The sequence below is a fragment of the Lysinibacillus sp. Y5S-8 genome, from assembly GCF_036894365.1.
Lineage (GTDB): Bacteria > Bacillota > Bacilli > Bacillales_A > Planococcaceae > Lysinibacillus > Lysinibacillus fusiformis_D.
Genome location: NZ_CP145889.1, coordinates 1367939 through 1384551, shown reverse-complemented (window position 1 = coordinate 1384551; position 16613 = coordinate 1367939). Strand labels below are relative to the sequence as shown.

The 16613-nt window shown below is 36.3% G+C and carries 19 protein-coding genes; 12 read left to right on the top strand and 7 right to left on the bottom strand.

Annotation, left to right across the window (positions count from 1 at the left end):
- Positions 1-105: 105 nt before the first annotated feature.
- The 4 genes from V6670_RS06500 to V6670_RS06485 form a co-directional block, all read right to left on the bottom strand.
- Positions 106-525: a hypothetical protein gene (locus V6670_RS06500; RefSeq protein ID WP_231744966.1), complete on the bottom strand. Its 420-nt coding sequence runs from the start codon at positions 523-525 to the stop codon at positions 106-108.
- Positions 526-730: 205 nt separating this feature from the next.
- Complete coding sequence (locus tag V6670_RS06495; RefSeq protein ID WP_338653221.1) at positions 731-1783, bottom strand: DnaD domain protein; 1053 nt, start codon at positions 1781-1783, stop codon at positions 731-733.
- A gap of 248 nt (positions 1784-2031) precedes the next feature.
- A complete protein-coding gene (locus V6670_RS06490; protein WP_338653220.1) occupies positions 2032-2787 on the bottom strand; it encodes a phage antirepressor in 756 nt (251 codons plus the stop codon).
- Positions 2788-2819: 32 nt separating this feature from the next.
- Positions 2820-3068: a helix-turn-helix transcriptional regulator gene (locus V6670_RS06485; protein WP_101966368.1), complete on the bottom strand. Its 249-nt coding sequence runs from the start codon at positions 3066-3068 to the stop codon at positions 2820-2822.
- A 154-nt stretch (positions 3069-3222) separates the two neighbouring features.
- Here V6670_RS06485 and V6670_RS06480 point away from each other — a divergent pair, with 154 nt between their 5' ends.
- The 3 genes from V6670_RS06480 (at position 3223) to V6670_RS06470 (ending at position 5540) form a co-directional block, all read left to right on the top strand.
- Positions 3223-3579: a helix-turn-helix transcriptional regulator gene (locus V6670_RS06480; RefSeq protein ID WP_036127660.1), complete on the top strand. Its 357-nt coding sequence runs from the start codon at positions 3223-3225 to the stop codon at positions 3577-3579.
- Positions 3580-3669: 90 nt separating this feature from the next.
- Entirely contained in the window at positions 3670-4170 is a 501-nt protein-coding gene (locus V6670_RS06475; protein WP_141905936.1) for an ImmA/IrrE family metallo-endopeptidase, read from the top strand.
- 470 nt (positions 4171-4640) lie between these two features.
- A complete protein-coding gene (locus V6670_RS06470) occupies positions 4641-5540 on the top strand; it encodes a hypothetical protein (protein ID WP_141905935.1) in 900 nt (299 codons plus the stop codon).
- A gap of 441 nt (positions 5541-5981) precedes the next feature.
- Here V6670_RS06470 and V6670_RS06465 read toward each other — a convergent pair whose 3' ends face one another.
- Positions 5982-6578: a TetR/AcrR family transcriptional regulator C-terminal domain-containing protein gene (locus tag V6670_RS06465; protein WP_036127669.1), complete on the bottom strand. Its 597-nt coding sequence runs from the start codon at positions 6576-6578 to the stop codon at positions 5982-5984.
- 116 nt (positions 6579-6694) lie between these two features.
- Between V6670_RS06465 and V6670_RS06460 the strand changes: the two genes are divergently transcribed.
- The 4 genes from V6670_RS06460 to V6670_RS06445 all read left to right on the top strand — a co-directional run bounded on the left by V6670_RS06460 (position 6695) and on the right by V6670_RS06445 (position 10140).
- Entirely contained in the window at positions 6695-7423 is a 729-nt protein-coding gene (locus V6670_RS06460; protein WP_141905934.1) for an ABC transporter ATP-binding protein, read from the top strand.
- Positions 7420-8436, top strand: a complete 1017-nt coding sequence (locus V6670_RS06455) for an ABC transporter permease (protein ID WP_141905933.1) — start codon at positions 7420-7422, stop codon at positions 8434-8436. Before V6670_RS06460 ends, V6670_RS06455 begins: the two co-directional genes overlap by 4 nt.
- Positions 8437-8567: 131 nt before the next feature.
- Positions 8568-9440 (top strand): ABC transporter ATP-binding protein, encoded by an 873-nt coding sequence (locus tag V6670_RS06450; protein ID WP_141905932.1) that lies wholly within the window; start codon positions 8568-8570, stop codon positions 9438-9440.
- Positions 9433-10140 (top strand): ABC transporter permease, encoded by a 708-nt coding sequence (locus tag V6670_RS06445; protein WP_141905931.1) that lies wholly within the window; start codon positions 9433-9435, stop codon positions 10138-10140. Before V6670_RS06450 ends, V6670_RS06445 begins: the two co-directional genes overlap by 8 nt.
- A gap of 49 nt (positions 10141-10189) precedes the next feature.
- Here the strand turns inward: V6670_RS06445 and V6670_RS06440 are convergent, their stop codons facing one another.
- The gene (locus V6670_RS06440; protein WP_141905930.1) at positions 10190-10924 is read right to left on the bottom strand and encodes a DUF4184 family protein; all 735 of its coding nucleotides are present in this window, start codon (positions 10922-10924) and stop codon (positions 10190-10192) included.
- A gap of 70 nt (positions 10925-10994) precedes the next feature.
- On the bottom strand, positions 10995-11441 hold the full coding sequence (locus V6670_RS06435; protein ID WP_141905929.1) for a DUF523 domain-containing protein: 447 nt from the start codon (positions 11439-11441) through the stop codon (positions 10995-10997).
- Positions 11442-11569: 128 nt separating this feature from the next.
- On the opposite strand from V6670_RS06435, the gene V6670_RS06430 reads away from it, so the two are divergent.
- From V6670_RS06430 to V6670_RS06410, 5 genes are all read left to right on the top strand, one after another.
- The gene (locus tag V6670_RS06430) at positions 11570-12055 is read left to right on the top strand and encodes an 8-oxo-dGTP diphosphatase (RefSeq protein WP_141905928.1); all 486 of its coding nucleotides are present in this window, start codon (positions 11570-11572) and stop codon (positions 12053-12055) included.
- A gap of 324 nt (positions 12056-12379) precedes the next feature.
- On the top strand, positions 12380-13441 hold the full coding sequence (locus V6670_RS06425) for an iron-siderophore ABC transporter substrate-binding protein (protein ID WP_141905927.1): 1062 nt from the start codon (positions 12380-12382) through the stop codon (positions 13439-13441).
- Position 13442: 1 nt separating this feature from the next.
- The gene (locus V6670_RS06420) at positions 13443-14477 is read left to right on the top strand and encodes an iron ABC transporter permease (protein WP_186436259.1); all 1035 of its coding nucleotides are present in this window, start codon (positions 13443-13445) and stop codon (positions 14475-14477) included.
- Entirely contained in the window at positions 14474-15505 is a 1032-nt protein-coding gene (locus V6670_RS06415) for an iron chelate uptake ABC transporter family permease subunit (RefSeq protein WP_141905926.1), read from the top strand. The genes V6670_RS06420 and V6670_RS06415 overlap by 4 nt, the downstream gene beginning before the upstream one ends.
- Positions 15505-16305 (top strand): ABC transporter ATP-binding protein, encoded by an 801-nt coding sequence (locus V6670_RS06410; protein WP_036127699.1) that lies wholly within the window; start codon positions 15505-15507, stop codon positions 16303-16305. The genes V6670_RS06415 and V6670_RS06410 overlap by 1 nt, the downstream gene beginning before the upstream one ends.
- The last annotated feature ends 308 nt before the right edge of the window (positions 16306-16613 follow it).

Sequence of the window (16613 nt, the reverse complement as noted above, 5' to 3'; positions counted from 1 at the left end):
ATATTACCAAATGTTAAAAATAAAATAGGAAGAAAAATGACAAAAGCCATCGAGAGTGAACTTCTCGATGGGCTTTTGTCTACAGTCTGAGAAGTAACCCTTTGGTTACTTCAGCATCATATCTAAAACTCTTTCTCGCACACGTTGTACACTAGTATGACTCATATTAAGATTTGCACCAATCCAACGGAATGGCATGCCTTCTAGTAACCAGAAAAGTACTTCCTGTTCAAGGTCGCCAGTTACCTTGTCAGCTAAATTTTGAACTAATAGTAGCTCATCTTTAATCTTGTTCATGCGCTCCTCGCGTAAAGCTCTCATTTGAACATGAGCATGCACTGGGTCGCTTGTTCTTCCAATAGCTTTTGGCATTGCTGCCTCAAAGCCATACTTTGCTGTAGATGCTACAGCTGTTAATGAATCTAGTTCATCCTTCATTCTCATGTACTTGCACATATTGTCATTGTACTTTTTAATTGCCTTATCTAGTTGGTAACGATTTAGTTGTATTTTCTCTTTTATCATAGTTATGCCCTCCTATGTATCTTTTCAATTCTCTCTGCTCTAGCATTCCACCACTGACCGTTATAACAAATGTTTTTACATTGTGCTAAATAAATGTCAAACGCACATCCTCAATATACGTTTTTGTTTTTTAAATGCTCTTTCATCCTTGAACACCAAAACATACGATCATGCAATCTCATTTTTAGTCATTGCTCATACACTCCTATTTACCAAGCATTTCTAAAACCTTTTGTCTTTCAGCTTCAAAATCTATCGTGTTGTTATTAGACTCAGCAAATGGAATTGATGACTCGTCTTTATCATTGCGATTGGCGAACCACTCTGGCACTATCTCTGTACGACTGTTAGACTTTTGATAAGAATATCTGCTAGATTGCTGTCTATTTTTTTTCTCCCTTTCTTCCTTGGCCTTTAATTGCTCAACATTCTTAATAAAAGACTTTCTCCAGTTTGCTAAAATTTGTTCTGTATACTGCATTGGTATGTTTGGTTGATGTAGTGCCGTTATTTTCATGGCTTCATAAACAAGTGCTGGATTATTTTCACTTGCCATGCGTTCTATGCACTCGCAAATATAACCAGATGCTCTTTGAATGTTTTCATCATAGAATTTAGTTAAGAAAATTAATTGTTCCTCAGTGACTGTCGACTGACTGACTATTTCACTATCTGCTGTTTGTTTTTCTTTTTGTTTTTCTTTTTCTTTTTGTTTTTCTTTTTGTTTTTGTTTTTCTTTTTGTTTTTCTTCCCCACACACTTTAGAAGGTGTATCGATAGGGTATTGATACGGTATCGAACCATTGTCATTACTAGGATTAAGTTCTTTCTGCTCATCCGGTCCTTCTAACAGTCTTGATACGGTATCAAGACTGTATCCTAACTGTTCCAATGAGGTAACATAGCTCTTAATAAATGGGGTATGTTTTACTGCAAACAGCTCTTTTTCGATACATTTTTTAACTTTAGGCGAATTTATAAAGTTGTATTTTGCCCAGTTAATTAGCATGATTTCTTTCGTTAATTCGTTGTAAGTAATTTTTCCGTATTCAAAGAACCTTTGTAATAGTTTCTGTACTGTTTCACGGTTATAACCTGTATGCATTTCTATTACTCTGTAAGGTAATTCGTAAATACCACATTGTGTTGTATTATTGTTTGTCATCAAATACAGATAGAAATATTTCTCCTCTGGTGTAAGATCTAATACAAAGCCGTCATCCCAAAAAGTTGTGTGTACATGTCTGTATTTAGCCATTTTCTCTCCCCCTAATGTGTTCTTTTACTATGTGGTTGACACTGATGTTGTCTAACTAGTGGATCGTTTAAAAAGTTATTTGAAATCAGGTTCGAAGGGGACGATTGTTTTTAATTGCGCTAAATCAACAAAATGTACTTTGGGATGAAGAGTGACTCTAGTAAAGTTATTTGAGTTGCCTTCTATTCTTTCTTTAGTCATGATGAAAAAATTTCGAATCACCATCGATTCGTTCACTATTGTACTAATCATATTGTCACTACCTTGCCCAAAAACTTATTAATAAAGTAAGCCTGTCCTGTACTAGTGATTTTAGATGTTTTACTAATACTGATTTCCCCACTGTTATGATGAATAGGTGTTTCTTTAATTTCGAACAAACCCAGTTCCATTGATTTTTGTGTTGGTGAATTGTAAGCTGATCCTTTACGCTTGATTAAATAGCCATTTTCTCTTAGCCATTTGAATAGACGCTTTTGTCCAACATCTATACCATTTTGCTTTAAGATTTTGGCGAACTCTCCAATAAGAATGCTTGTTTCACTAGCTTGTATTGCGTCTGCAAATAACACTTTTGTTTTTTGTGAATCAATCAACAATCGCTGCTCACCCATATTTTTCTCGTTATTTTTGATTTTTTTACTGGCAATTAATAAAGCTTTAGCCATAATTGATGCATCATCATCGTTTTCGATAGTAGTGATATAGCCACCATCCTTTCTAACTGAGGGTAAAACTTCTGATTTAACCCATTTTTTAAATGCTCTTGCCGTTGGTTTACGACTTGCGAATATTAGTTCATAAAGTCCAGATTCATTGACAATGTTTGTTTCACCCTGACGCCCTAAGTTGAACTTCGACCGTTCATCATTTTCTAAACGGTTAATTGCTACAGTAAGATTAGTTAGTGCTAATACTCTACAAACATCCGCGGCTACAAACCAAGGCTCGTTATTTAATTCAACAATTCGAACGTTTTGATTATGAAAGTTAAAAGTTTGCAATCGATTTATATAAGAACCTCCAAATTAGTTTCTTACCAAACACAACAAAATGTTGTTTTATTTTTCAAAAAAATTTTTGATGGTGCCATTTCAAATAGGTCAGAAATTGCTAATGCTACATCTAAGGACGGTGTGCGTACTCCCTGTTCAATCATTCCATAATAGCTTTCACTAATAGTGATACCGAGTTCAATATCAAGTTTTTCCACTACATCTTTTTGCAACCAATTTTTTTGTTTTCTAGCATCAATAAGTATTAACCGACGATTTGTTGTTTCCAAAACCACACCCCCAACTTTTTATGGTTTTATATTACCCAACAAAAAGTTGTCTGTCAAACTAAAACTAGATTTTTTGTTGTTTTTTATTTTTATTTAACTACAAACCCAACAAATTGTTGTATAATGAAGATACATATTTAAGTGAGGTGTAATCATGTCTAATGTACCGCAAAGGCTTAAAGAATTAAGAAAAGAAGCTAAATTAACACAAGCAGATGTTGCCAAATTCTTAAATATTTCTGAAAGTGCATACGGGTATTATGAACAAGGCCGCAATGAAATTTCCATAGGAAGCCTTCAAAAGTTAGCAGAAAAGTACGATGTAAGTGTAGCGTATATATTATGTGAAACAGATGAAAAACAACCTTTTGATAAAGATGAGGCTGCTTTCCAAGCATTTGCTAATGATCCAGAATTGCAGGTCTTTTATAAAGAACTTCCTAAGTCAGATGAAGAAACTGTTCGCCGTTTACGAGACATTTGGGAGATTATCAAACATGAAAAGAAATAATATTTTTTAGCCCTTCTTCCTAGAAGTGGGCTTTTATTATAAATCAAATAAGAACATACGTTTCATTACACGGAGTCTGGGGATGGTTTTATGTCGTATACTACTTACACCGAAGATTTTATAGAAAGTCTTTATACTAAATTAGAAATTTTGTTACCACATCAACTAGATGTAAATGAAATAGCCTACAAGTTAGGCATTCTAGTATATTTCTGGGATAATCCCAGTCAAGTCCTATTTTTAGGTGATCAGGCTTATATTTTTTTAGATCAAAATCTGTCCCCTAAACAATTATGGCAAGATTTTTGTCATGAACTGTGTCATGTTTTATTTCATAGTGGCAGTCAGGAAAAGATGCCCTACTCGTGGATTGAGTATCAAGAGTGGAAAGCTAATAATTTTATGGTACAAGCATGTGTACCAACATTTATGTTGAACAAAATTAACTTACCGGAAAGCGAGGATAAAGCCATTCAACTAATTCAAGAGCTATTCAATGTTGAATGGGATTTCGCTTATAAAAGATTAGCACAATATAAAAACAATAGATTTATGCATGAATTAGATGCAAAAGCAGCAAAAATGTACTAAAAGGGAATACAGATGAAATTTCTAAGATAAGCAATTTCACTTAGATACCTGTTCATCAGATGCAAATGAACTTAAAGTTACCCATAGTAATAATCGGTGGTTGCTTCCTAAATGGTGAAGAGAAATTTTTGTATCCATAATTTGCTTGGTCCTAACCTTAATAGCTTAGTAATTAAAACACTGTATTTTCTTTAGCAACTACATATCTAACATCATCACTTTTACTGCAATGATTTATTGGATTTCAGGGTACAAAACGTGGTACGTACTAAATGAGTATCCCCTCCCCCTCTATTTTAATGTATCTCCATTTATGACTAATATTTCCCTCAAGAGTCATAAAAGATTAAAAGGTACATTGTTCTAATGATTATTTCCTACATAAAATAGGCATACAATTGCTGCCAAACGAATAGAAACCTATATAGAGAACAATTAGTCATGGGAAAAATAAAGTGGGGTGTGAAAGGATGCTTAAAGTAAATGATGCAAAAGAAATGGTACTTGGAATTGTGCAAGATGACCCATTGTTTGTTGCACTACAACATACGCCTTTAGAGGAGAATCTTTATCAGGATGCTTATTTAACAGACATCGATGAATCCAAACACTATACAATAGCAGAAGTCGCGGGCTGGTTTGATATTACAGACGCTATGCTTCGCTACTATTTAAAACCATTTGAACAATACATTTTTGACAATGCATCGCCGAACGTGAATGGTAATATTCGTTTAAACCTGCCTGCTATAGTAAGGCTAAGAATGATTTTATTATTGAAGGATGAGTATCGTGTGAGGGGGATAAAATTATTGCTAGGCATTGATGATAATGGTCAGTTGCTGAAACATCAAATTACCGCAACGACTATGGATTCTGATGATTTATCACATAAAATTGATGTGCTTGGAAACGTCCTACAGCAGATGATCCAAACTGGCCTCTTTCAGATTTTGCCAGATGAAGAGCAAGGAACATTACAAGTAAACATCAATCAGGATTTTCTTGCTCAAAATATTCAGCGATTATCTGCTGACTCCGCTCTTCAAGTAGAGGAAATTCAAAAAGAAACAGTAGAACTGAAACAAGAAAATGAACATCTCCAACAGCAAATTTCAGAGCTACAAGAAAACAGTGTGAAGGATATTGTGCAGAAGATTAGAGAGCGTCATATAGAAAATGAGATTGTATCTACTTTGCGAACGGAAGCATTACGGCTTTTTTCAGAGAAGCATAAAGTAAGTTTTTTCATTAAAATGTTCAAGTCAGCTCAAATTGAGATGGATAAAGAGCAATTTGTGCTAAGCTATATTTCTCAGCATTTAGAAGAACGTTTGGAAGTGGCATTGAACGATTATTATGACAAATAAATTTGAACAAAGGGCTATCAGCAGAACATGCATGAGACTATCTAAAAGGCTCATCGTCATGTTCTTTTTTATATGCGCATAATGCGCTAGCCATTTATACTCCCTACCTTGGTGACAATCTTCGAAATGTTGTTTTCTCATGAGCTAAACATAACAAGGCTATTGCTGCTAAATTTCGGTCTATTTTTGTTGTAGCAGTAAGGCTTTAAAACTTGCTATGCCTATAGTGCTGGGATTTTTAATATCTTTTATCACATTGAAACACTTAATAATAGGGGGCAATCTATACATTGTTCGGTTCAGATAATATTCAACTAGATTGCTCTTACCAGTGGATGCTTGGCAGTCATTTTCTAATTGGTGTACTTTGCGATAGTTTAGCTATTCATTTTTTCGTTAAACGAGATTGACAATTATCATCCCCCAACCGCTACAGTGCCGTTAACTATTGGCTACTACATTTCCTAAAAATCGTAATAATCGAAAATGGAGGGCGACCATTTCTTCTACCGTTAAATTTTCATTGCCTTTGTCAAGCCACTCCTGAATTACACCCAGAATGGCAGATGCGATAAAGGCTTGTAAGTATTGCTGAAATTCTGGATCCTTTACTTCCTCGCGAATCACTGATAATCTGTCCAAAATATGATTGCCAAAGATAGTTTTCATCTTTTGTGTAAAAGCAGGACTTCCTTGCTCTCCTAATAGCATACGAAAGGCTGTTGCATGCTCTTTTATACATGTTATCACTTTAATAAAGGGTTGATAGAATTGACCCATTTTTAATGTTTGGAATGCTTCCACTGGTTGAACATGTTTGACATAGCGTTCTAATTCCATTAATAGCTCCTGTTGCAAATCCTCCATTACGTCATATTTATCCGTATAATGTAAATAAAACGTTCCACGATTGATTTGGGCAGCTAACGCTAAATTTTTGACGGTCACACGTTCAAAGCCGACCTCCTCTACTTGCTGGATAAAAACCTTTTTAATGGCTTGCTTTGTTTCAAAATTCATCTTTTCATGTACAGACACAAACTTCCCTCCAGTTACTTAACACTTACAGGCAAACTGTTGATTGTATTTGTTCACATGCTACCGTAAAATTTTTATCAAATCAACATAGTGTTCAGTGAAGGAGTGAGATCCATATGGGAAACCATGCAATCTCTATTAAAACCCTTGAAAAAAGATTTCAACATAAGCAAGTTATTGCCCCACTTACCTTAGATATTCCCAAGGGACAATTGATGGGCTTAGTTGGTCCGTCAGGCTGTGGAAAAACAACGCTAATTAAAATGATTATGGGCATGCTAAAACCTGATAATGGCACTATTGAAGTATTAGATTTAGCTGTTCCACATAAGCAATTATTGAATGATATCGGCTATATGGCACAGTCAGATGCACTTTATACGGATTTAACTGGTGAAGAAAATCTACATTTTTTTGCCAAGCTTTATTCATTATCGAAGGCGGAGCAAATGGAGCGTGTAGCCTATGCCGCAAGCCTTGTTCGTTTGACCGATGACTTACAGCTTAAAGTGATGAATTATTCTGGAGGTATGAAACGTCGGCTGTCCCTTGCCATTGCCCTTATTCAAAATCCTAAGGTATTGATTTTAGATGAGCCAACGGTTGGCATTGATCCTGTTTTAAAAAAGGAAATTTGGCAAGAACTTATTCGTTTAAAAGAACACGAACATAAAACGATTTTAGTGACGACACATGCGATGGATGAAGCGGAAAGATGCGATCAATTAGCTATGCTCAGAAGCGGGCATATTATTGCACAAGGTACACCACAGGCATTAAAAGCCTATTATCAAGCAAAAGATTTTGATGAAGTGTTTTTAAAGGCTGGAGGTGACGTACAATGAGAATGGGTGCTATCGTCACAAGAATCATACAACAAATGAAACGAGATAAGCGGACACTTGCTTTATTATTTTTAGCCCCACTTCTTGTCTTGTCATTAATGTATTTTATTTTCAATAGTAACGAGGCTTCTGTCACACTTGTCGTCTCCAATGGTCCCGCACCATTGATTGACAAAATGAAAGAGACAGATTTTACAATTATTGAAGACGATGATTTTTCGAAAAAACAGCTACAGGACAAAGAGTATGATGGATGGCTAGCAATAGAGCAAAACGAACTAAAGTTAACTTTATTAAATGATGATCCTTCCCAGTCAAAAGCTTTAACAATGCAACTTGCTCAACTTTTACAGACTTCTCAAGACTCCATAGGTAGTTTAGAAACAGACTATGTTTATGGTAATGAGGATACGGCCATTTTTGACATATTTAGTCCCATGCTCATCGGCTTCTTCGTATTCTTCTTTGTCTTTTTAATTACAGGGATCGCCTTGTTAAAGGAACGAACTTCTGGGACATTGGAGCGTTTACTTGCAACACCTATCAGACGCTCAGAAATTGTAGCAGGCTATATGGTCGGTTATGGTTTATTTGCCTTCCTACAAACAATTATTATCGTACTGTTTGGCATCTATGTGCTTGATATTGTCCATGTAGGCTCCATTTGGCTTGTCTTACTCATTAATATGATGATTGCCCTTGTATCATTATCCTTAGGTGCCCTGCTTTCAAGCTTTGCCGCTTCAGAATTCCAAATGATGCAATTTATTCCACTTGTTATTGTTCCACAAGTATTCTTTTCAGGCATTTTTCCGCTTGATAGTATGGCGGAATGGCTTCAAAACATTGGGCGTATCATGCCACTTTACTACGCAGCGGACGCATTAAATGGGGTTATGTATAAAGGTTATTCCTTCAATGATATTATAATGAATCTCAGCATACTTGCTTGTTTCGCTGTAGTATTTATTACATTAAATATCATTAGTTTAAAAAAATATCGTTCGCTGTAAAAAACAGTAAGGAACTGTTCATCATCCAACAGCTCCTTACTGTTTTTCAATAAAAATGGTTTCTTTTGCCATACATACCACAAATCATTTACAATGAAATGAATGAATTTCATTTAAGTAGGTGCAGATTGATGAATATATTGCTCGACGCACGAAACATCACTAAGCAATACAGAGGTACTTCCATTTTAAAAAATGTCTCCTTTACCATCTACGACAATCAAATAATTGCTATTGTTGGAAAAAACGGATCTGGCAAAAGCACGCTCTTAAAAATGATTGCTGGGCTTATTACGCCAGACAATGGTTCCTTTATGTCTTCCAAACAAGCTTTAAAAATTGGCTATGTACCAGAGGTTGCCCCTTCCACTATTCTATTTACCCCCAAGGAATATCTTCAGCATATGGGGCGAATCCGTGGGATGGCTAAACAAAAACTTTTATCGAGAATAAATGATTTATTAATACTATTTCATCTGGAAGATGTACAGGATACTAGAATGACCCATTTTTCTAAAGGTATGAAACAAAAAATAATGATTATGCAGGCTATGCTCAACGAAACGGACTTGTTAATATTAGATGAACCTTTATCAGGGCTGGATTTGCAAACACAGAATGATTTGGAAGAAACACTGAAGACGCTCAAACAACAAGGGATGACGATTATCTTATCTTGTCACGAAACAAAGCTACTGGAGCATGTCGTTGATACGATTCTAATGATTCACCATAAAGAAGTGATGCAAACGGATTTATCTGTTACTCCTACAACCTACAATCAATTAATTTTTGAAATTTCGAATGTTACATACATAAAAGACCTATTACATGTAACGGAAATACAGCAGCAGTCACCATTAGCGAATGGTTTTTATGAAGTGATTGTCCATATCCAAGCACAGCGTACTGACCATCTTTTACAACAGCTACTTGATAAAAACGCTTCTATTAAACAACTCATGCCGATCAATGATAAGGAGAAGTTCATACAACATGATTAGTTTAGGACGATATCAGTTACAAAATTATTTGAGAACCTATCAGTATGTTCCACCTTTTTCTATTTTTATTTTATGTCTTGTTGTTAACTACACATTCGTCCCAAACCCTATTTTAGATAGCTTTTCATTTACCTCTATAATCCTCTTTTTCCTGATGGGCTGGTTTACCGTCACACTATTTCATTCAGAGGATGAAGGGCAAAAAATGATAACGATATTACATGCAAATGGTGCGACATCTTATCATTTCAGCCTGTTTATAATTGCCATTTTGATTGCTTTTAGTTTAAGTATGGTTTCTGTTATTTATCCCACAGCTATCCATGCTTTTGCTGAGGAACCGAGCTTTACCCACCTATTTCTTGGATTTCTCTCTCATGTTAGCTTAGCGATTTTGGGGATTGCTCTCTCTGCTATCTTTACAAGAGAGCTTGTCAACAATAAACAAAACACTTGGTGGGGAGTCATTAGCGTCTTATTATTAACCTTGGTAGTCGCAACGTTAAAAGATTCAATCCCGCAAATGAAAGGTCTTATTTTGGTTCTACCACCACTCCATCTTTCTTTAGAAATGATGACTGTTGGCGATCAAATAAAATCCATCCCTAGTAAGTTCTATTGGCAGTTCATCTGGATACTAGTTTATGCTAGCTTCGTTATCTATGTATTTTTCTTTTTATCCAAACTGAAAAGGAGATAACGAACAAAAGGACTCCCACGTAAGGGAGTCCCATTATGCTGGTTATTATTTATTTTTGCCAATATGTTTTCAATAAACAAATGGTTAGCAAGCTGCAGAAAAATGAGTCAATCATACGGACAACCCATACACCATAATTGCTGACTGATACCCCATCTATAATAGACCAGCAACATACATAGAAGATTGCTAATCCAAGTACCTGCATCCAGAAAAATAATTTTTGTTTAGGATGAATAGTGAGCAATGAATTCGTTGATTGATGGACTGCTCTAACATAGACATAACCGATAATCAACGTAATGCCTACTAAAGTACTACCATGCTGTAAGTATTTATAAAGGGGGAATTGAAAACCGAAAATGGGCATTGTTTCTGATAACATAGATAGATGCGAAACCATAAATCCATTTTTATGTGTAAAGGAATCCCAAATGACATGTGTGAGCATACCCAAAAACGCTGAATAACCAAAGACAATGACATTGAGTCGTTTACTCTTGGGAGTTGTTTGGTTAGCCGTATCCTGTAAACATACTGGTAAATGATGGACTACATGCTGCCGAACATACTTACAATAAATGATGTGAATCAAAATAATAAGAGGTAAATTAAAAATGAAAAATCCCGTTAAACTATGGCCTATCTCTCCTATTGGTCTACCTCTAAAAAAATACTCAAAATCAGGTGCCATACTTCCTAGTACAAGTGCTGAAAAATGTATGTACTTACTTCGTCTTGAAAAAGGTAAGATTGCGGCTGGATGTGCGAATGTTAATGGCATATAAGCCACCTCCCACCAGTTCAGACGTTTCTAACTGACAAAGGTTACTCTCTCGTTAAAACCGACCTTTCTATAGTAATTGCTCTTCTGATAGAACCTCAATCCCATGTCTTCGTAGTAATGCTGTAGTTACCCCTTCACCCAATAATTTAGTACCATTGAACGCCCCATTATAAATCATTGCACTACCACAAGATGGACTATACTCCTTTAAAACGACCAGAGAGGCGCCTACTTCAAGTGCTTTTTGTAAAGTTGCATAGGCTCCTTTTAAATACAGCTCTGTGACATCACGCCCAGTCCTTTCAATAACGGTTGCTTTGCCATCAAGTACATCCTCTCCATTGCCTCCCACAATTTCAGCAGGCTCCCGAGGGGTTGAAAAACCGCCCATCAGCTCCGGGCAAACGGTAATCGCTTTATTTTCTAACACAAGCCTTTGTATTTTTTCATCTAAACTGTTGGTGCCATTATAACGAACATTTAATCCTGCTAAACAAGCACTTATTAATATCACAGCGATTCTCACTCCTTCAACTATCTTTATTAACTATAACACGCATACAGGATGCAATTTTGACGTGATAGAATGATTTCTTTGATACAATATTTTAGTAACGACTAAATAGAAAAGGAGAAACAATTTTGGCTGAATTTACAATTTGTTTTCTAAAGAAGGGTGAACAAATTCTTTTATTGAATAGAAATTACCCAGCATGGATGGGAGCCTGGAATGGTGTAGGTGGTAAAATTGAACAGGACGAAACGCCATTAGCAGGTGCTATACGAGAAATTAAAGAAGAAACAGGTATTACGGTTGAAGAAATTACTTATAAAGGAAAAATCACATGGACAGATGGCGTTGTTAACTATGGCTGTATGTACGCTTTTATAGCAGAACTACCTGAATCTTTTACATATGTAACACCTATAAAGGTTGCAGAGGGTATTCTTGATTGGAAGGACCTTACTTGGATTTTCCACCCTGAAAATGTTGGCATTGCAGATTTAAAACATTATTTACCAACAATGCTCAATGAGGCAACTAATTATGATTACATCTTCACTTATCAAGACAAACAATTAGTTCATATTTCTTCCACACCAATCGAACAAACATCTACAGTCTAATAGACAAGGAAGCCTCGTCCATGCAATAAGTGTAGGACGGGGCTTCCTTTCTAAATGTCTCTTCTAGGAAAGATTCGTTACATCGACCAATTTAAGGATGTGTAAATAAGGATAATAGTTTAAGAATTCTCAACCAAGAAGTGCAGGGTATTTCCGCTTTTTTCTAGCTCAGTTTTTATACCGAATATCGTATAATCATGATAAAGCAAAAAAACAACAAAATGCAAAAATATTTGTTGACTTTTACTGAAATTAGCGTAATATTTTTCTCTGAATGATAAGGATTATCATTATCATTTTTTAAAATAAAGTGAGGTTATTAAAATGTCAAAAATTAAAAATTCTATGTTCATAGTAATGCTTTTATCATTAATGGTTTTAGCTTTAGCAGCATGTTCTGATTCATCTAATAAAGACACTGCTAAAAAAGAAGAACAGACAAAAGACAATACATCAGAAACTACTGATAAACAGCAATATCCGATTACAATTAAACACGCTTTTGGTGAAACTGTTATTGATAAAAAACCTGAGCGTGTAGCAACAATTGCTTGGTCTAACCATGACGTTGCACTATCACTTGGTGTAGTGCCAGTTGGTTTCTCTGCAGCTAACTATGGTGTACAAGATGGTAGTGGTATGCTTCCTTGGACTGCTGAAAAATTAAAAGAGCTTGGCGAAGAAAATCCGAATATTTATCAAGATACTGACGGTTTAGACTTTGAAGCCATCGCTGACTCTAACCCAGATGTCATTCTTGCTGCATACTCTGGTATTACGCAAGAAGAATATGAGACATTAAGTCAAATCGCACCTGTTGTAGCCTATAAAGAAACTCCTTGGGTAACTTCTTGGCGTGACCAAGTTACATTAAACGCTCAAGGTATGGGTATGGAAGCACAAGGTCAACAATTAATCAAAGACACTGAAAAATTGATTCAAGATAAAGTGAATGAACATGCTGCTATTAAAGGTAAAAAAGCTGCATTCGCTATGTTTACTCCAACAGATTTATCAAAATTCTATGTTTATACACCTGCAGATCCACGCGGTGAATTCTTAATAGAATTAGGTATGGAATATCCTGAAAGCGTTACAAAACAAATTTCGGATGATAGCAGCTTCTATATTGAATTAAGCGCTGAAAATGCAGATGCTTTAGCTGATGTAGAAATCTTTATTGCTTACGGAGATGAAACAACTTTACCAGCATTACAAGCTGACCCAATTTTAGGGAAAGTACCTGCTATTCAAAATGGGAATGTTGTTGTTATTGGCGATAATACGCCACTTGCAGCTGCTGGTACCCCTAGCCCACTATCAATTGCCTATACAATTGATGACTATTTATCATTAATCTCAGACGTAGCAAAAAATATAAAGTAATATGAATAAGATACAAGCTACCGAACAGAAGCAGTTATTTATCCCTAAAAATTTCGCTAAAGTTTTGCTTTTTCTTATCATTTTTCTTGCGTTATGTGTAATTGCTTCGCTACTATTCGGTTCTCGTACAATTGGCTGGACTGGACTAATGGATGGCTTGTTCCATCCTGATGTTCAGTCACATGAAGCCGTTGTTGTCCGAAAACGAATCGTCCGAACAATTTTTAGTTTACTGTGTGGTGCGGCATTAGGCGTTTCTGGGGCACTAATGCAAGCCGTTACACGTAATCCAATTGCAGATCCAAGTATTTTGGGGGTAAACACAGGGGCATCACTTTTTGTCGTTTGTGGTATTGCCTTTTTAGACATTAGTTCAGCCAATCAATATATTTGGTTAGCAATAGCGGGTGCCATTATCACTGCTATTTTTGTATTTGGAATAGGCTCTATGGGTGCAAGTGGTGCTACACCATTAAAGCTTGTACTTGCAGGGGCTGCTACAAGTGCCATTTTATCTTCATTAGTCGTTGCGGTTATGATTCCGCGTACAAATGTAATGGATCAATTTCGATTTTGGCAAGTTGGTAGTGTAGGAGCTGGAAGCTGGGACGCTATACAGCTATTTATTCCATTTTTAGTTGTAGGCCTATTGATTGCCCTCTTCACTGCTCCAGCACTAAATGCTTTAGCACTCGGGGATGAAGTGGCAACTGGTTTAGGTGTTCGTACTGGTACACTACGTATGTTTGCAGCACTAGGTGGCGTTCTTTTATGTGGGGCTGCTACCGCTCTAGCAGGACCTATTGGTTTTATCGGTTTATTAGCAACTCATGTTGTCCGCCTTATTATAGGACCTGATATACGCTTTATCCTTCCTATGTCTGCCTTAACAGGAGCAATTATTTTAACGTTTTCAGATGTTTGTGGTCGACTTCTTGGCAGTCCTGGTGAGCTAGAGGTGGGTATTTTAACAGCCTTTATTGGTGCCCCTATCTTGATTTTAATTACGATGAAAGCGAAAATGCGTGCGTTATGATAAATGAAACATTGATATCCATAATGAAAGGCAGACAACGAAGAAAAAGACGCTTTGTCATAATAACTTCTGTACTGACTGTTATTTCCATAATACTATGTTGCACAATGCTAATGCTTGGTAACACGATTTACCCTGTTGAAGATGTTATCCGTGTTCTCCTTGGCCAACATGTACAAGGTGCCTCTTTCGCTGTAGGCACAATTCGATTACCACGCATGCTAGCTGGTACATTTGCTGGCTTTGCATTTGGTGTTGGAGGTTATATTTTCCAAACTATGTTGCGCAATCCTTTAGCAAATCCAAATGTTATTGGTATTACAGCTGGTTCAAGTGCTGCTGCTGTATTTTGTATTATTGTCCTGCAAGCAAGTAATATCGTTGTATCCATCGCTTCAATTATTGGCGGTTTAGCTACTGTCCTAATTATTTATGCTTTATCAAGAGGCTCTTCTTTTTCAATTGGCAAATTAATATTAATCGGGATTGGTATTCAAGCAATGCTAAATGCATTCATCTCTTATTTAATGCTAATTGGCAATACACATGATATTCCAAGTGCCATGAGATGGTTGAGTGGGAGCTTAAATGGTGCGAAAATGGAGTCACTCTATCCATTAATGATGATCGTCATTGTATTTACACCTGTACTGTTATTTTTCGGAAAGCATTTAGAAATGCTTGAGCTTGGTGAACAAACATCCACCTCTCTAGGTGTAGACACAAACAAAACAAGAATCATTTTAATGCTTTGTTCTGTATTAATCATTGCACTTGCTACAGCAACTACAGGACCGATTGCCTTTGTTGCATTCCTTGCTGGACCAATTGCCAAAAAATTAGTTGGTGTCGGGTTTTCAAATATACTTCCAGCTGGTCTAATTGGTGTTATTTTAGTATTGGCTGCTGATTTAATTGGTCAATTCGCATTTACAGCTAGATATCCAGTAGGTGTTATTACAGGAATCATTGGTGCACCTTACTTAATTTACTTGTTAATTCGAATCAATCGAAAGGGAGATATATGATGAAACCAACACATACGCTTCAGGCTGAACATATAACATCTGGTTACGAGCAAAAGACGATTTTAGAAAATGTCAGCATTGCTATTCCAAGTAATAAAATTAGCATTATTATTGGTGCGAATGGTTGCGGAAAATCTACATTATTAAAAACAATGGCACGCCTGATTAAGCCAACTGGTGGTCATGCCATGCTAGATGGCAAATCCATTCATCAAATGCCGCCAAAACAATTAGCTCGTGTGTTAGGTCTTTTACCTCAGTCCCCTATCGTTCCTGAAGGAATTACAGTTGCTGATTTAGTTGGCCGTGGTCGATTTCCTCATCAAACATTATTTAAAGGTTGGTCCAAACAAGATTATGAGGCAGTTGCAGAAGCTCTTGAAATGATGAACATTACAGAGTTTGCTGACCGCAATATCGATGAACTTTCAGGTGGTCAGCGTCAACGTGTGTGGATTGCTATGGCATTAGCGCAACAAACTGATATTTTATTTTTAGATGAGCCAACAACATTTTTAGATATTACATATCAAGTTGAAATTTTAGATTTACTAACAGATTTAAATAAAAAATATGGTACAACCATTGTCATGGTATTACATGACATTAATCTTTCTGCCCGTTATGCAGACTACTTATTCGCATTAAAAAATGGTCGTTTACTTGCAGAAGGTTCGCCAAAAGATATTGTGACAAGCGAGTTAATTAAAGATACATTTGACTTAGATAGCATGGTTATTGAAGACCCTGTTTCTAAAACACCTTTAATTGTTCCTGTTGGTCGTTATCATGCTGTCTAGTTATAAAGGGAATGTTGTTGAAAAAGGACCATGTTACTAGCAGAAAAAGACCTTTTAGCAAGGCGATGAGTTAATTTCCGTTCCGCCAGCATCCTTTCCAGGGGGCGTCCGTTGAGCCGCTTCACTTACTGCGTTCGCTCTAGTGTCTCGTCTGTGACGCTAAATCCCCTAGGAGTGGTGCTGATTCCACTTCAATCAACCATTCTGCAAAAGTATCTTTTCCTTTTTCATTCAGTAGTGAACACCACTATGAACGATATACCTAAACCCTTTAAAACTACCTCATTTTATCGTACTGGAAGATGAAA

Coding starts and splice junctions, on each gene's coding strand:
- V6670_RS06460 (WP_141905934.1), top strand. CDS start 6,695: ATGGGAAACCATGCAATCTCTATTAAAACCCTTGAAAAAAGATTTCAA.
- V6670_RS06455 (WP_141905933.1), top strand. CDS start 7,420: ATGAGAATGGGTGCTATCGTCACAAGAATCATACAACAAATGAAACGA.
- V6670_RS06450 (WP_141905932.1), top strand. CDS start 8,568: ATGAATATATTGCTCGACGCACGAAACATCACTAAGCAATACAGAGGT.
- V6670_RS06470 (WP_141905935.1), top strand. CDS start 4,641: ATGCTTAAAGTAAATGATGCAAAAGAAATGGTACTTGGAATTGTGCAA.
- V6670_RS06475 (WP_141905936.1), top strand. CDS start 3,670: ATGTCGTATACTACTTACACCGAAGATTTTATAGAAAGTCTTTATACT.
- V6670_RS06445 (WP_141905931.1), top strand. CDS start 9,433: ATGATTAGTTTAGGACGATATCAGTTACAAAATTATTTGAGAACCTAT.
- V6670_RS06480 (WP_036127660.1), top strand. CDS start 3,223: ATGTCTAATGTACCGCAAAGGCTTAAAGAATTAAGAAAAGAAGCTAAA.
- V6670_RS06440 (WP_141905930.1), bottom strand. CDS start 10,924: ATGCCATTAACATTCGCACATCCAGCCGCAATCTTACCTTTTTCAAGA.
- V6670_RS06420 (WP_186436259.1), top strand. CDS start 13,443: ATGAATAAGATACAAGCTACCGAACAGAAGCAGTTATTTATCCCTAAA.
- V6670_RS06425 (WP_141905927.1), top strand. CDS start 12,380: ATGTCAAAAATTAAAAATTCTATGTTCATAGTAATGCTTTTATCATTA.
- V6670_RS06410 (WP_036127699.1), top strand. CDS start 15,505: ATGAAACCAACACATACGCTTCAGGCTGAACATATAACATCTGGTTAC.
- V6670_RS06495 (WP_338653221.1), bottom strand. CDS start 1,783: ATGGCTAAATACAGACATGTACACACAACTTTTTGGGATGACGGCTTT.
- V6670_RS06500 (WP_231744966.1), bottom strand. CDS start 525: ATGATAAAAGAGAAAATACAACTAAATCGTTACCAACTAGATAAGGCA.
- V6670_RS06415 (WP_141905926.1), top strand. CDS start 14,474: ATGATAAATGAAACATTGATATCCATAATGAAAGGCAGACAACGAAGA.